At 56.4% G+C, this 15,723-nt stretch carries 10 protein-coding genes and 1 tRNA gene; 6 read left to right on the plus strand and 5 right to left on the minus strand.

The window, feature by feature from the left end; all coding sequences use genetic code 11:
• The 4 genes from ACOI1H_RS18690 to ACOI1H_RS18705 all read right to left on the minus strand — a co-directional run.
• On the minus strand, positions 1 to 1,209 hold a 1,209-nt coding region (locus ACOI1H_RS18690), incomplete at its 3' end, for a hypothetical protein (RefSeq protein ID WP_422439346.1).
• Between the two features lie 511 nt (positions 1,210 to 1,720).
• Complete coding sequence (locus tag ACOI1H_RS18695) at positions 1,721 to 4,609, minus strand: SNF2-related protein (protein WP_422439347.1); 2,889 nt, start codon at positions 4,607 to 4,609, stop codon at positions 1,721 to 1,723.
• Positions 4,606 to 4,812 carry a type II toxin-antitoxin system prevent-host-death family antitoxin gene (locus ACOI1H_RS18700; protein ID WP_422439348.1) on the minus strand — a complete coding sequence of 69 codons (207 nt, stop codon included), beginning with the start codon at positions 4,810 to 4,812 and terminating at the stop codon, positions 4,606 to 4,608. The genes ACOI1H_RS18695 and ACOI1H_RS18700 overlap by 4 nt, the downstream gene beginning before the upstream one ends.
• A 297-nt stretch (positions 4,813 to 5,109) precedes the next feature.
• A complete protein-coding gene (locus ACOI1H_RS18705) occupies positions 5,110 to 6,264 on the minus strand; it encodes a tyrosine-type recombinase/integrase (protein ID WP_422439349.1) in 1,155 nt (384 codons plus the stop codon).
• 226 nt (positions 6,265 to 6,490) lie between these two features.
• Between ACOI1H_RS18705 and ACOI1H_RS18710 the strand changes: the two genes are divergently transcribed.
• From ACOI1H_RS18710 to ACOI1H_RS18735, 6 genes are all read left to right on the plus strand, one after another.
• Positions 6,491 to 7,930, plus strand: a complete 1,440-nt coding sequence (locus ACOI1H_RS18710) for a DUF6880 family protein (protein ID WP_422439350.1) — start codon at positions 6,491 to 6,493, stop codon at positions 7,928 to 7,930.
• A gap of 134 nt (positions 7,931 to 8,064) precedes the next feature.
• A complete protein-coding gene (locus ACOI1H_RS18715) occupies positions 8,065 to 10,518 on the plus strand; it encodes a type IA DNA topoisomerase (protein WP_422439351.1) in 2,454 nt (817 codons plus the stop codon).
• 377 nt (positions 10,519 to 10,895) lie between these two features.
• Positions 10,896 to 13,523, plus strand: a complete 2,628-nt coding sequence (locus ACOI1H_RS18720) for a DEAD/DEAH box helicase (protein WP_422439352.1) — start codon at positions 10,896 to 10,898, stop codon at positions 13,521 to 13,523.
• Positions 13,524 to 13,528: 5 nt separating this feature from the next.
• Positions 13,529 to 14,317 carry a hypothetical protein gene (locus ACOI1H_RS18725; RefSeq protein WP_422439353.1) on the plus strand — a complete coding sequence of 263 codons (789 nt, stop codon included), beginning with the start codon at positions 13,529 to 13,531 and terminating at the stop codon, positions 14,315 to 14,317.
• Positions 14,318 to 14,427: 110 nt separating this feature from the next.
• Positions 14,428 to 14,667, plus strand: coding sequence for a hypothetical protein (locus ACOI1H_RS18730; RefSeq protein ID WP_422439354.1), 240 nt, complete (start codon positions 14,428 to 14,430; stop codon positions 14,665 to 14,667).
• A gap of 159 nt (positions 14,668 to 14,826) precedes the next feature.
• Positions 14,827 to 14,902: transfer RNA gene (locus ACOI1H_RS18735), tRNA-Met, on the plus strand.
• A gap of 241 nt (positions 14,903 to 15,143) precedes the next feature.
• Here ACOI1H_RS18735 and ACOI1H_RS18740 read toward each other — a convergent pair.
• Positions 15,144 to 15,723 (minus strand): hypothetical protein (locus ACOI1H_RS18740; protein WP_422439355.1); only part of this gene is annotated, 580 nt, incomplete at its 5' end.

Consider the following 15,723-nt stretch of genomic DNA (forward strand, 5'->3'; position numbering starts at 1 on the left):
GATCTCCGGATAGAACTCCTCCGGAATCCAATCCAGCGTGATGCAGTAATGCGTATCGACGACGAACTTCTTCTTCAACCAAAGCTTCTTCTGGAAGTCTTCAAGCTGCGCTAGGAAGTCGATAACCTTTCCGGCGATCCGGCGAATCACCTTTATCTTCGACAAATACTGCTCCACGCGCGGCGCTGTCTCGCTCTCGATATCGTCGAGATGCATCACTTCGTTCTTGACGTAAAAGTCCAGTTCCCGGCGCAGGAAGTCGCCGAGATCCTTGTGGATGAAGTAGTCGAAGGTGTTACGGGCCGTATAGCGCTTCAGATGCCCTTCGAGGCGGGAGTGGCCGGGCCGTTCGCCGTTCACATTCACATGGGATTTGCCAAGCTCTGCAATCCACGACGTGAAGGTGGCATCCTTTACCGCCAGAGTGCGCCTCACCGCTGAGGCCGTGAGATCCTTCTGCGCCGGCGGCTTCTTTTTTCCCTCGCGTTCGCTTTCCGGCCAGTCGGCCAAGGTCGCCGGGCGATAGGCAAAGCGCAGAACCAGATCGCCGTCTTCCTCGGCGATGAAATCCTCGGTGGCTAGGATGAAGACGCGGTCCTTGCTTTCGGCCGCCTTGACGTTGCCGTGTTCACCTTCCGCGGCATCCGCCAGCCGGAAGTGCACCCGCATGGGATTGGCGGCATCGTCCGGCTTCAGCCGAAAGGCGTAGTCGCGCAGGTACTCGCTGGTCTTGATGTAGTACTGGTCACGGGTTGCCCAGTGGAGCTTGACCTCTTCGCCTTCGTAGGGGATCGCGTAGACGCCCGGCCGGTAGACGCGTTTGGCTAGGAAGTCGCCTTCTGAGTAGTAGCGGCGGAAGAAGCTGAACAGATGGTCGTAGACCTCGTTCTCAAGCCCGCCGATGTCGACTGCGTCATTGGCGATCTTAGCGCGAAGCTCCTTGACCTTCGGTAGCGTTTCGGGATCGGCGCCGAGGCTTTGCGCCTGCTCGATCGCCTTGGTGAGTTCCTTCTCCAGCTCCGCTTTGTCGGCGGTCTTGTAGAGGCCGAACGCCTGCTGAACCTGAGGCAGCAGGTCCTTGTCGAGAAACTGCGTCACCTCAGCGCTCTTGGCGTGCATGATACGATAAAGGCCGAAATCAAGATCGGGCTGGTCGAGCTGAAACAGCTCTTTCAGCAGGGTTTTCAGCTTTTCAAATTTCTGAGTCACTAATTTTTTCCTACTGATATCGACGCGTCACCGTGCTTCAAAGCCAATCCAGAGTTGGCAGTTCCTTCAGCGGCAAACCACTGCACTGCCTCCCGCGATAGCGAAACAAAGCTCTGCGGTGCGTAGAATGACCAACTTTTTCTTAGTGTTTCGAGGCTAATAGCGGTCTGAAATATTTCCGTATCTTCGATAAAGTAGCATCCAATATTATTGTACCCCTCAAAATACTTAACTAACTCCATCTCGTCCAATCTCGTTTTATCATGTAGTTTCTTGGCTTTAGCAAGATCTACATCCTTTATTTTCGTGATTTTCGATACGCTAATTACCTGAGAGAAAGGCGCGGCGACGTAGAGGTACATCCGTGTAGGTACGAAAAACTTTGGGTACCTTCTGCGAAGGACACATTTGATCGAACCGGACAGTAAGGGCTCTCTCCACTTTGGAGAAAACGTGACGAGCACCTCCGATGTGCGGTTATTCGAAGAGCCCTTGAAAGACGTTTCTGTACTCATATTACTTTCCACCTAATTGAGAAGAGGGCCTCGGTCTCTGTCCGCTGCTCGAGCCTGCGTTCAAGCTGGTCGATGAGCGAATCCCTCTTGTCCATGATCTCGTCTTCCACCGTGAAAATCTCCTGTCGCTGGCGGCGCTGTTGGCGCTCCAGCTTTTGGATTTTTTCCTGGATGGAGTGCTGCTCCTCAAGCGTCACGGCCTGGCGCGCCTGGCGGCGCAGCACCTTGATCTGTTCCTTGGTGTCGGCCAGCGCCTTTTCGGCTGAAAGCACCATGTCGTCCGCCCACTTCTCAAGCTTGTCGCGAGCCTGGTTGAAGTGAGCGCTGTTCTGCTCAAGGGAGAGGCTGATCGTTGCCTTGGCGTGACGATGTGCTTCGGCTTCAAGTCGTTTGGCTACCGAGTGCGGGATATCGCTCTGAGCATCGACCTGACCCGAGCAGCCGAAGAGCTTCTCCATGGTTTCCTGATCCAGCGTCGCGCCATCTTCGTCAAAGCCGGAGAAGAGGAGATACTCCTCCCTCTCATAGGACTCGATCTGCAAACGCGTCAAAACGAGATGGCCGGATTTGCCGCGAAGAGCTTCAACGACGTGAAGGCGCGCCGCGTAGTTCGTGACATCAAATGTAATGATGGCTGCGGGCGTTTCGAACGATTTCCCGCCTTGAACCACCTTCTCTCCGAGAGGGTGTGACAGGCGATAGAGGAACTGGCCCTGTTCCTCGCTCCGGTCGTGGCCAGGCTCTGGCTGGGACTTCGAGATGAGGTGGTAGCGGCCCGGCGATATCTCGGGGCTCGGCGGGACCTTGAGATCGAACGCAAGCGCATCGTCATCGAAGCGGGCACGATCCGCCAGAATGAATCGCGTCAATGACCAGAAACGCTGGCCGATCCGGTCGAGTTGAGCGTTGGCGTCTGCAAGCCGAATTCGCAACCGCTGGTGAACATCCTCATCGAAGTGCTCGAAGAGCTTGCGCCGCGTGTCGTCCATGCGGGCTCGAATGCTCTCGTCTATCTCCGTCTGGAGTTTCTGGAATGCCGCTTCGATCTCGTCCGAAGTCCGGCATTCCTGATAGATGGCAAGGATGCGCTTCTCGAAATCAACGCCGGATTCAATACTGCCCAGCACGTCGTCCGACGCACCGAACACCCCATTGAAGAGGCTGAACTTCTCGCCCAGCAGTTCAAGAACACGGCGATCAGCCTCGTTTCGCTCGTTCAGGAAGTTGATCACGACGACGTCGTGCTTCTGCCCATAGCGATGGCATCGACCAATCCGCTGTTCGATCCGCTGCGGGTTCCAGGGCAAATCGTAGTTGACGACCAGCGAGCAGAACTGAAGGTTCACGCCTTCCGCAGCGGCTTCGGTCGCAAGCAGGATCGTCGCATCGTCGCGAAAACGCTCGACTAGGGCGGCGCGCACGTCAATGGCGCGCGAGCCTGACGACCGTCCGTTGAGTTTATTCTTTGCCAGCCAAGCTTGATAGATTTGCGTCGCTTCAGGACCGGTGTTAGTCCCGTTGAAAACCACAACTTCGCCCTTGTAGCCGTGGCTCTCAAGGAAGCTCTTGAGATAGTCCTGCGTCCTGCGGGACTCGGTGAAGATGACCGCTTTCCGTGCAGCGCCAGTTTCTGCCATCTGCCCAAAGCCAATGTCCAGAGCCTTGAGAAGCGTTTCCGTTTTGGTATCGACGGGGATGTTTCGAGCCTGTGAACTGAGGCGCTCCAGGAGTTCAATTTCTTCTTTCAGCTTCGACCGGTCGATCTGCACCGCGTCAGCTTCCGACGGATCCGGATCGGTGTCGTCTGCCAGAATGTCGTCAAGCAGCTCGTCTTCTATCTCTTCCGACTCAATAAGACGCTCGGCAAATTCCGGATCGTCCTTGATCTGCTCGTCGCGAAGCGTTTCTAATCTTGCTCGTAATGTGTCGAGCGTGCCTGCGATGGCCAGTGACGAGGAGGCCAGAAGCTTCCTCAGAATAAGTGCCGTAAGGTGCCTCTGGCGCTGTGGGAGGGCGTAGCTGTTGGGGCGCTGCAAGAAGGCCGAAACAGCCTCATACAGCGAATGCTCTGCGTCGCTCGATGTGAAGGGGCGCGTGATGGCCCGCCGCTCGGTGTATCGAACATATTCGACGACCTGATTTCGAAGCGTCCTTTTGCAGAACGTCGCAAGCCGCTGTCGCAAATCGGTCATGCTGCTGCCCGCGCTGGCGTAGCGCGCCCTGAACGCATTGATGTCGCCGAATAGGTGCTCATCGATGAGCGTAGAAAGCCCGTAGAGTTCAACAAGTGAGTTTTGCAACGGCGTCGCAGTCAACAGCAATTTCCGGCAATCGTTTGTGGCCCAACGGATGCCCTGACCAACCTTATTGCTTGGACGATAGGCGTTCCGTAGTTTGTGGGCCTCGTCTATGACAACCAAATCCCACGCAATCGCTCTGATTTCTTCACGCAAGGCGCTGGCATAGTTGAATGAGACGATAAGAATGCCCGGCTCGTTCAGTGGAGCCCGGCCAAGCCGAAGTTCATCCCGGTAGGTTTTTGCATCGAGGACTCGGGATGGAAGATTGAACTTCTCGGAAAGCTCCAGAGCCCACTGCTTCCTGAGAGAAGCCGGACAGATGACCAGCAGCCGGCGCTTCCGCTCAGCCCAGAACTGGCAGAGGACAATTCCCGCCTCGATTGTCTTGCCCAGACCGACCTCGTCGGCGAGCAAGACACCTTTTGAAAGGGGCGATTCAAGCGCGAACAATGCCGCTTCGATCTGATGGGGGTTCAGATCGACGGCAGCATCAAAGAGCGACATTGAAAGCCGATCCAGCCCGGAAGAAGCGCGGCGTGTGAGATCGTGGGCGAAATATTTGGCGTGATAAGCTGTCAAATTCATTGCTCACCCTTCGGTGAGTTGCCTTCACCCTTGGTGGGCGCATCTTCCTTGCCTAAGTCGCCAACGAGTCGCTCATACTCCTCAAGTGCGACCACCACCACGACTGCTCGACCATGCTTCTCGATCGCGACTGGGCTTGCACGCGCCAAATCAATCAAGCGACCAAAGCCGTTTTTAGCATCACGTGCTGACATACGTTGCATACGCGCCCCCGAGGTTAGGAGCCATTATAGCCACTATGGCTACCAATGGAACCTCGGAAGTTATGCCTAGCCCTATGTATCTTGCAGGTTTTCCATGGTCGAGGGAATACGCGGGCCGAGATGGATACGCAGCCGCGAATGCAGGATCACCAAGAACACGATCGAACAGACCGCGCGGCTCTTCAGGCCAAGAGTAAGTTACTGTCCCTCACTACCGCGCATGATTCGAAGCGATCACCTGCGGTGGAAACCTGCACGGGAGAGAGTTAAGCGCGTGAGTTATTCGCTCCCGCAAGTTTAGCCGAGCGCCTCGCGCAGCGATGTCGCGACGGCGTCTGCTGCGCTTTTGACGGGGTCAGCTGCAAGGTGAGCATAGCGCGCGGTTGTCTGCACCTGCGTATGCCCCAGCAGCTTGCCGATCATAGGCAGACCTTGACCTGAGGCTACGGCCGTAGACGCAAAAGTATGGCGAAGGTCGTGGATCCGGACATCCTTAACCCCAGCGCGGGCCCGGACGCGTTGCCAGAACGGCTGCAGGTCGCTGAGCGGTTTGCCCGTCAGCGTGCCGGTGATGACCCAAGGGTTGCCATCAATGCGTTGCGCGTCGTGCAGGTATTCGACAGCAGGCGCGCCGAGATGAACTATTTTCTTGCCGGTTTTGGAATCCGGCAGGCGCAGGGCGCACTCGTGAAAGTCGATGTATTCCCACTTCAGGGTCATGATTTCGCCAAGACGGCATCCTGAAAGGATCAGCAGCCGCGCCGCCAGAATGGCGGATGACAACTCCACACGCTCGCTTTCCATCTCCCGCAGCACTTCGCCGATCCTGCGCAACTCGGCGGCGCTGAGAAACCTCTCACGTTTCTCTTCGGGGTACTTACGGATGTGCTTGCGCGGGTTCGACCCTTCCGGCCGCAATCCCCACATCTCGGCCAGCACAAACATCTTGGAAACCACCTCAAGGCAGCGGTTTGCCTGATAGGGGATGTGCCGCAGATCGTGATGGAACTTGGCTACATCGGCGCGGGTGATTTCTGGCAGGGCCAATCGGCCGAGTGCGGGCAAGATGAAGCGCCTGAGGTTGCCGCGATATTCCTTCGCAGTGCTGGCTTTCAGGCGCACCGAGATGTGTTCCCTGTCGAAGCGCTCTGCCAGATCGCTGACGGTGGCGGCATTGCGCTTGGCGGCACGATCAGCCGCAGGATCTTCGCCGTTCTTGACGGCGGCGATGATCGTAATCGCTCGGGTGCGCGCCTGATCGCAGGTAAGCACCGTACTTGGCCCGAGGCTCATGCGTCGCGGACGTCGCCCTGCGCGATACTGCACCACGAAGCTTTTGCGCCCACTTGGCATCACGCGTAGCCCGAAGCCGGGAATGCTCTCGTCCCAGATGAAGAACTCCGTCGCCTGCGGCTCAATAGCATCGACAGTGCGTTTGGTCAGTTTTGGCATAAGTGGTCCTGCGCAATGATGATGGCTGGCCCTTACAGTGGTTATCATTTGCGCGCAGTCAACGAACACATTGAAATTGCGTAATAAAATGAAAAACTGCGTAGCCGTTCAAGCTTCAAAAGAGCATTCTGTCGGAATGCAAACCGGTATTGGCCCCGAATCAGTGTTGGCGTTTCGTTCGTCGCATACCGCTGTTAGTGTGGCTGTAAATTGATACGGGTTTCCAATGGCATCGAAGACTACCCTGAACGCAAAGAACCTCGAGGCGCTGGGCGCCGCGCGTCTGGCTGAACTGCTGATCGAAATCAGTACCGGCTCTGCCGTGGCCAAGAGGCGATTGCGGCTGGAGTTGGCGGGAGCGCAAAGCCCGAAAGAGGCGGGACGCGAGGTGGCCAAGCGCCTGAGCAGCATCGCCCGTGCGCGCAGCTTTGTGAACTGGAAGAACCGCAAGCCCCTCGTCACTGATCTGGAGAGCCAGCTTCGCGCGATCAAGGAACAGATCGCCCCTGACGACCCGGCTGAGGGGTTGGCGCTGCTGTGGCGATTCATGCAGGTCGCAACACTGCTGTTCGAGCGGTGCGATGACAGCAGTGGTATCGTCATCGAGGTGTTTCACGACGCCTGCGTGTTGCTGGGCGAGATCGCGCTTGCCGCCAGGACGCCGCCGGAAGCACTGGCTGACGCGGCAATTGATGCCCTGCGCGACAACGGCTACGGACAGTACGACGGATTGATCGCCATCCTGACACCCGCGCTTGGGGAAGTTGGGCTGGCGCATCTCAAGCAGCGGATTGAGGCGATTGCCGCGACGCCGGTTTCCGTGCCACCGAAAGGTGAGTGGGAGGCAGTGGGGTATGGCAGTGGCGGGACCACCTACGCGCATCAGATGGAAGAGCGCTCCCGGCAAAGCATGGTGGAAATGGCGCTGAAGGACATTGCCGATGCGATGGGCGATGTGGATGCCTTCATCGCCCAATACGATCCAAAAACGCGGAAGGTGCCAAAGATTGCGGCCGAAATAGCGGCGCGCCTGCTGGCCGCTGGCAGGGCAGAGGATGCGCTTGGCTTCATCGAACGCGCCGAGGTGGACAACGACCGCTGGGTGCCCCGCGAGTGGCAGGACACTCGACTTGAGGTGCTTGAGGCGCTTGATCGCAAGGAGGAGGCGCAGGCTTTCCGTTGGAGCTGTTTTGAGAGCACTCTAAATTCTGAATACCTGCGCGATTTTCTAAAGCGGCTTCCCGACTTCGAGGATATCGAGGCCGAGGAACGGGCCATGGACCACGCCGCCGCCCACTCGCGCGTGACGCCGGCCTTGGGCTTCTTCCTGGATTGGCCATCGCCAGACCGCGCAGCCCGGTTGCTGATTGACCGCCACGCCGAAATCAACGGCGACCACTACGAATTTCTTGTGTCCGCAGCTGAGGCTACCTCGGAGCGCCACCCACTTGCCGCCACGTTGGCTTTGAGAGCCATGATCGACTTCACACTGTCGAAGGCCAGATCAAAGCGCTACGGCTATGCCGCCCAGCACTTGGCCGAATGCGCAGCGCTGGCCGACAGGATCGAGTATTTCGGCGAACTCGAAACACACGTCGCCTATCTTGCCCGGTTGAAGAGTCAGCATGGTCGGAAATATGGGTTCTGGTCTCTGACCGAGGCCTGACGGCAATGCTCAAGGATTATTACGCTGCGGTTCTGCACTAGCATTGTGGAGTCTCATAAGGGTTAATTTTTGAATGACATTTGTTCACTTTACGTTCTATCTTGGCGGAATTCTGGATTCCAAACGAGTGCGTCATGGCCGATCAGATCGTCATCACCGAGAAAACCAGCCAGGCGAAAGACGTCCGCGCCGCCATTGGGTCTCGCTACGGCTTGGTTCTGCCCGCTGAGGGACATTTGTTCGACTTGCTCGAACCAGAGGATGAGGTGCCGGAATGGAAGCGTTGGTCCCCGGTTCTGCTGCGCCCCCAGGAACTTTACGGCACACGGCCAGCAAAAGGTGGAAACAAGGCGGCCAAGCTCAAAGCCATTCGTGAGGCGCTGCGCTCGGCCAAGCGGGTATGGCTTGCCACCGATTGCGACCGGGAAGGTCAGCTCATCGGCCAGGAAATCCTCGAACATTACAAGTATCGTGGGCAGGTCATGCGGGTGCTGTTTACCGCTCAGGACGCTCAAACCATACGCCAGTCATTCGATCGGGCCAAACCCAATTCAGATTACGCCCGCCTCTACGCCGCCGCTGTTGCGCGCCGCCAGGCCGATCAGATCTACAATCTGTCACTGACTCGCACCGCGACCGTCATCCTTGGCAAGGGCGCGCGGGGCGTCATCGGTGTCGGGCGCGTGAAAACCCCGACCCTGGCAATCGTCTGCAAACGCGAACTGGAAATTCGCGATTTCGTGCCCACGACCTATTTCGAGATCGTCGCCACCGTTGCGGTCGAGGGCGGTGAATTCAAGATGCGACATGCACCACGGGATCGAATTCTCAAACGTGAAGTTGCAGAGGCCGTGGTCGCGGCTGCCCGTGACTTCGAGGGGCCACTTGACGTGCGTGTCGAGGACAAGCGCCAAGGACCGCCAAAACTGCACGATCTGCCGTCCCTCCAGAAACTCTGCGCGTCCCGCTTCGGTTGGGCCGCAGCGAAGACTTTGGAGGTCGCTCAGGAGCTTTATGACGGCCAGGGCAAGAAGATCATCACCTATCCGCGTGCCGAAGTGCGCTACCTGCCGGAAAACCTGATTGCGGATGTGCCGCAGGTCGTCGCTGGACTGCAAGTCGGGAAATCGTTCAGCGCCATCCCCGTGCCATCGGAGCCGATTATCCGTAAGGGGAAAAGTGGCAGTTTCTATGACAAAGGATTGGAGGGGGCCAGTCACCATGCGGTCATCCCCAACGTCAACACGATCAAGAACTTGCCGGAGGTCTGGCCGCGCCTTTCGACCGACGAGAAGAAACTGTTTGACGTGATCGCGCGGGCGTATCTGGCCGCCGTCATGCCAGATTTCCGCTACCGCCATACAACCGCGACGTTTGATGCGGGCCGATTTCCGTTCAAGGCTACAGGACGCCAACACATTGATCTCGGATGGCGCGCGGCATTTCCTGAATGGCAACCCGCAGACGAAAAGGGTGACGACGCGCAGTTGCTTCCACCGATGCGAAACGGCGAGACCGCGGGGCTACGGAATCCTGCCATCGAGGACAAGGAAACCCGGCCGCCGCCGCGCTACAACGAAGGTACTTTGATCGAAGCGATGCAGCAGGCTTGGCGCTTTGTCGAGGACGAGGTTCTGCGCGACAGGCTGAAGGAAGCCAAGGGCATCGGCACCCCTGCGACCCGCGCCGAGATCATCGGAGGGTTGAAACGGCAGGGGTTTCTGGTTGTTCAGGGAAAGAACATTGTGCCCACCGAAACCGGATTGAGTTTGTTTGCTGTTCTCCAACAGGCTGATCCGGCCTTGGTTGACCCAGGCGTGACGGCGCAACTCGAATGCCTGCTCGACGATGTCGTCGTCGGTAAACAGGAGATGGTTGGTGCCATCGATGCCGTTTGCGATGTTGCCCAGCGTATCATCGGCAAGCTCGTGGAAGGTCCGCCGGGCGGTATGTCGCCTTTGGTCGGTTTTGCGTCGGATGGCGCGGGCGGCGGACGGCCACCAACAGCCGCGATGAAGCGTTTCGCCGACAGCATAGCTCGCCAGAAACGCATAAAGCCTCCAGCTGGCTACACCAAATCGGGATCGGTCTGCCGCGCGTTCCTCGAGCAACACGCCCCCAGGAAAACCGAGGGCGTTGACGGGAATGCCGTGGGCGATCCTGGAGCAAGACCACCAAGTCCGGCACAATTGTCATTCGCCGAGAGCATATCGCGGGAGCAAGGTGTTGCTATAACTGACGAAGCCAGGGCGAACTTTGCCGCTATGTCAGTATGGATTGACAAAAACCAAGGCTCAAAACCTGGCAAGGGCCGCCGCAAGACCGTTGCGAAAAACTCTGAACCAACAGTGACAAAATCCACCAAGCCGACTAAGCGCCCAAGAAAGCCCGAAACCAGTGTGGCATTGGTGGATGCGACGTACCCACCGGTGGCAGAGCAGCGTGATAACTCTACCAAAACGCCACTGCGTATTCCCTACGGTAACAAGGAAGCCGCACAAAAGCTCGGTGCCAGATACGCTGCAGGCGGATGGTATGCACCGCCTGGGGTTGATCTGACCGAGTTCAAATCCAATGGATGGCTGTGAGGGTGGCTTCGGCTATTTCCACCGACGCTCGTCGGCCACATGGAGGGCGGAGAGCCGCCATTCGCTGCACCTGCGCGATCATACCCTCAGACAAGTGGAAGCAGACATTCATGCGATTTTGGAAGGAGGGCGTTCGCTGAACCGCTGCAAGTTGGCACGGGCTGTTATGCAGCATTGATCACAAGGATTTCCCGGCCCTAATGTTGCGGCATCGGGCCCGCCGCAGCAGCCGGGCTAACCGAGTAAATGTGATCATTGAATATTTGGTGCATCAGCGCTATCCAATCGAACAAGGGCATCGACCCCAAATAGGGGTCCAAGTAACCATGCAGCAAGACACCCAATGTCTAAGCACTGTAGTTTAAAAGGTCGCTACATTGGCACAGCATCGGCATCACTCTGATACTAATTCGCTTACTCTACGCCTGACACCGCATGGGCACCTCATTGCAGACACAGGCGATGGTGGTCCGCTGGTCGAAGCGTTTGTTCGTGGGGCGGGCTACGGCCTCCTGCGTCTGGGCGCCGGCACAACCAAGGTCTTGTCACCTGACCTTGCGTGGTGGCGCAATTTTTCCCGCCGCGCCATTTCAGCCTTGTGCCATCAGGCGAGCACGAATGTTTCTCCACCAGAAGCCGAACTTGCGGCCTTGGTGCCGACAGTGCCGATGATGAAAGGGGCGGAATATGTGACTGCCGATGTGCTGTCTCGTCTTTGGCAGGAGATAGTGGCAGCCGTAGCGAAAGAAGCGGGGCCGGACTTACCGGGTTTTCTGTCTGCCCTGAACCCAGCATGGAACACAATCGGGAGGGTGCATTTCAATTTGGCAGAAAACCGCGGCGACCCCGACTTTCCCTTTGCGTTCATGGCCAGCTATACGACCGAACTCGCGGCCAGCGGTCAAGCGCGGCACGTGCCGTTAGGTCAGGCGCTGCATGACTATGCCGACGACCATTCACGGCTCTTGAATTTGCTACTCCCTGTTAACCGTGCCAGCCAATCATGTGCATGGTTGAAGGAAATGGTAGAGGATGGGGAAATATACCATCCCTTGAGATGGACACCCGCCAATGCTGCGCGCTTACTGGATAGCGCGCCTGATCTTGGTGCTGCCGGAATTGTTTTGCGCATGCCCGCAGGTTGGGCCGCCGCACGCCCAACACGGCCTAAGGTCACGGCCTCTATCGGCAGTGGAACGCCGTCTTCTGTTGGGCTGGACGGGCTTCTGGACTTCCGTATGGAGGTCACACTGAACGGTGAGACTCTATCGGATGAGGAGATGAATGTTCTGCTGTCTTGCGCTGACTCGCTGGTAATGCTGCGGGGGCAATGGGTGGAGATTGATCGCGACCGCCTTGAGCGCGAAATGCAGCGCTTCAAGGTAGCTGAAGAATTGGCGGTAAGCGAAGGTTTGTCGTTTTCAGAAGCGATGCGCCTGATGTCTGGGGCCGCCATTGCGGGAGATGATGTTGACGAAGCTACGCGCCAGTGGTCGCAGGTCACTGCGGGCCCATGGCTAGCCGAGACATTAAAGAATTTGCGCGATCCTTCTAGTGAAGGATATCCCGGCGTGAAACTGAAGGCGCGCCTGCGACCCTATCAAAAGGCCGGTGTCCACTGGTTGCACCTGCTGACCGGGTTGGGCCTGGGAGCTTGTCTGGCCGATGACATGGGCCTTGGGAAGACCATACAGGTGCTGGCGCTGCTACTGGCGCACCAGGGCAAAGGCCCTTGTCTGCTGGTGGCTCCGGCATCTCTGCTGGCGAATTGGGCCGCAGAAATCGACCGTTTTGCCCCAGATCTACGTGCCCAGATTGTTCATCCCTCGTCGATGTCAAAGGATCAAATGACAACGCTTTCTGACTTCAATGAGATTGACCTGGTGATCACTTCCTACGGCACATTGCTACGTCAACCGGTGTTGACGACCACAGACTGGAGGTTTCTGGTTCTTGATGAGGCGCAGGCTATCAAAAACCCCAAGTCCAAACAAACCAAGGCTGTCAAGTCTATCAAGGCTAAATCACGCATTGCTCTCACAGGTACGCCGGTTGAAAACCATTTGGGAGATTTATGGTCGATCTTCGATGTGATCAATCCTGGTTTGCTAGGAAGTGATAAGCAGTTTTCCCGCTACGTCAAAACCCTTGCAGCGCGTGAGCACAATGCCTTTGGTCCATTGCGGGAATTGGTGCAACCCTACATCCTGCGCCGAATGAAGAATGACCCATCGGTGATTTCTGATCTGCCCGACAAGACCGAAGTCAAGGCCCATTGCATGCTCAGCCGCAAGCAGGCGGCGCTCTACGCCCAGACCGTAGATAAGTTGGCCGAGGCGCTAAGTACCGCGTCGGGGATTGAAAGAAAGGGGTTGGTTCTGGCCACTATCATGCGGCTTAAACAGATCTGCAATCACCCCTCGCAATGGTTGAATGATGGGGGTTGGGACGAGGCTCATAGCGGCAAGTGGTTGCGTCTTCGCGAAATTGCCGAGGTTGTCGCTGCTCGGCAGGACAAGATGCTTGTGTTCACTCAATTCCGTGAAGTAACCGCACCGCTTCACGACTACCTAGCCGAAATATTCGGGCGACCTGGCTTGGTGCTCCATGGGAACACACCGGTCAAAACACGAAAGTCACTGGTCAAGGCATTCCAAGAGGACGAAAATGTACCGTTTTTCATTCTGTCTTTGAAGGCGGGTGGGTCTGGTCTCACCCTGACCGCAGCTTCGCATGTGGTGCATTTTGATCGTTGGTGGAATCCGGCGGTAGAAAATCAGGCCACAGACCGCGCTTTCCGTATTGGACAGAAGCGCAACGTACTTGTTCATAAATTTGTCTGCGCCGGAACCATTGAAGAAAAAATAGATGCTATGATCGAGGCCAAGAAATCCTTATCAGAGGAAGTTCTGGGTGGATCAGCCGAAATGAACTTGACCGAAATGACCGATGACGCTTTGCTGCGCCTCGTCGCCCTTGATCTTGCAGCGGTCTCAAAGGAGTAAGATACATGTCGCAGTGGGGTCGATATGTGCCAGTGGCTGAACGCAGAAAAAAAGCTGAACGGGCAATGGCCAAACTGCGCAAGGCGGGACACCCTGTTTCACCTATTGTTATCTCTGGTCGCACGATCGCAACCACAGCCTGGGGCAAGGCATGGTGCAGCACCATGGAGAGTTTTGGGGATTATAACAGCCGCCTGCCACGCGGTCGTACCTATGTGCGTAACGGCTCGGTAGTCGACCTACAGATCACCTCTGGACAGGTAACCGCGAAAGTCGCTGGATCTTCGCTTTATACGGTTGAAATATCAATTGAGCCTCTGCCGAAAGCCCATTGGATAGCTCTGCGCGAAGACTGCGCCAATGGCATCGACTCTTTGGTCGATCTACTGCAGGGCAAATTGTCAAAACCAGTTTTGCAGCGATTGTGTCAGCCAGGTACGGGACTGTTTCCTAAGCCCTCGGAGATCAAGCTTTCCTGTGCCTGTCTTGATTGGGCGTCCATGTGCAAACATGTTGCCGCGACTGTATACGGCATTGGTGCGCGTCTTGATCAACAACCCGAACTGCTATTTGTTCTACGCGGGGTCAACCATCAGGAATTAATCGCTAATATCGACCTTAAAACGCCACTTGCGAAACCTTCTTCGTCGCCAGATAATATTCTGAAGACCGATGATATGGCCGCCTTGTTTGGCCTAGATATGGAAGCGCCTGCACCTGTAAAGGAGCCGATTCCGAAAACCGCCCCGGCCACGAAGAAAAAGCGCGGCGCTCGCAAAGAGACCAAGATCTGATTACGGTGGCCGCGACAATGCGCAGCGTTTCACAGGGACCCGCATTAGAAAACGTGCTTCATTGCTGCTGTGTGAACAGTCTGCGTGGTCGGGCTGAGAGACCACGCCGAATGCCCCGCGACGAGGCTGCCAGCGGCAATACGCTGCGCGGGGCTCGAATGACCGCTTCAGGGAAAGTTGCACCGCGGCATTTTGAACGGCTCGACCGGTCGCTTTGGGCCGTTATCGACCTGTGGTATGCTGCGGGCACGAAATGCCAAAATTTCAAACGCGCCAGGCTTGGGTTTAAAGCAGTGATCCGCTGGGTGATGGTCGAACGAACGCACTGTCCTGCGGCCGACGAAAAATGAGATGATTGCTCTGCTACCGGAACATCAACCTTTGCCTGTGTGGAAGCATAGTGGAAGCAAGAGGGAAGGGTTCGCTGCGGTTTATGGCGAAATCCGGCGTAGGGACGATGCGGGGGAGGGTGCTGCAAGCCACGGAAAATGCGAAGAATAGCGCAGTTTTGAGGGGTCGTTCATGGTTCGTTCGCTGTGGCTCATAACCTGAAGGTCGTAGGTTCAAATCCTACTCCCGCAACCAAATTTACCAAACAATTACAACGTTTTAGCAGCCACCTTCGGGTGGCTTTTGGCGTTGGCGATTCGGGCGGTGCTACGCTGGTGCTACGGGCGCAGCGGCTTTGACGCGGAGAATCTCTGTGCTTTGTGCCACGTCGTCAGAGCGTCGACCTGGAAACGTTGCGCGGCGGCGCGGCGACTGTCCATTCAAAAAAATCTTCAATGGACTAAAGGTGGGCTTGGCTGCCCGGCCAGCTTGTAAATCAATATTTGAATATCATTTCCAACATGGCCCGATGCAAAAGAGAATTGATCTGTTCAAGTTTCGAACTTGAGTTGGAGCGAATGATCGAAAGATGATTGTGTACGAGTAGATTTCGAACACCATACATAGAATCAATCCATGTGTTGCTATCAGCATCTCTTTCCGCGTCGCAAGACTTAAGTAAATCATTGCAGGCCGTGCCAAGGGAGTCAAATACTAGCATGTTGGCTCCGTTATCTGACGCTCTTCGTGCTATTTGCCGAAGTCGAGCGGATTCCGAAGTCGCTTCGGTTAGTTTTTTCTTTAGCTTCCATGCCGGCAGGCTCTGCCGCAATGCCGACTGCACAAGTTCAGCGAAGTGTAGCTCCATAAGGTGCTCAGCAATTTGATAGAGATATAGGAACCCTCCGATACCCGAAATTTCGCCGTGCGCCATAGATAGTATAGATGAAATAAGTTCCGCTACGTCCTTTCGGTCTTTGGGTAGGGGGTGGATCACTATATTTTTTGGCTGCTCTTCTGGACGCAACAAAGCGTCTTCTATAGCGAGGGCACTAAAAGAACTGGATTTGAGGATG

It is taken from the genome of Loktanella sp. DJP18, assembly GCF_049310965.1.
GTDB lineage: Bacteria > Pseudomonadota > Alphaproteobacteria > Rhodobacterales > Rhodobacteraceae > Loktanella.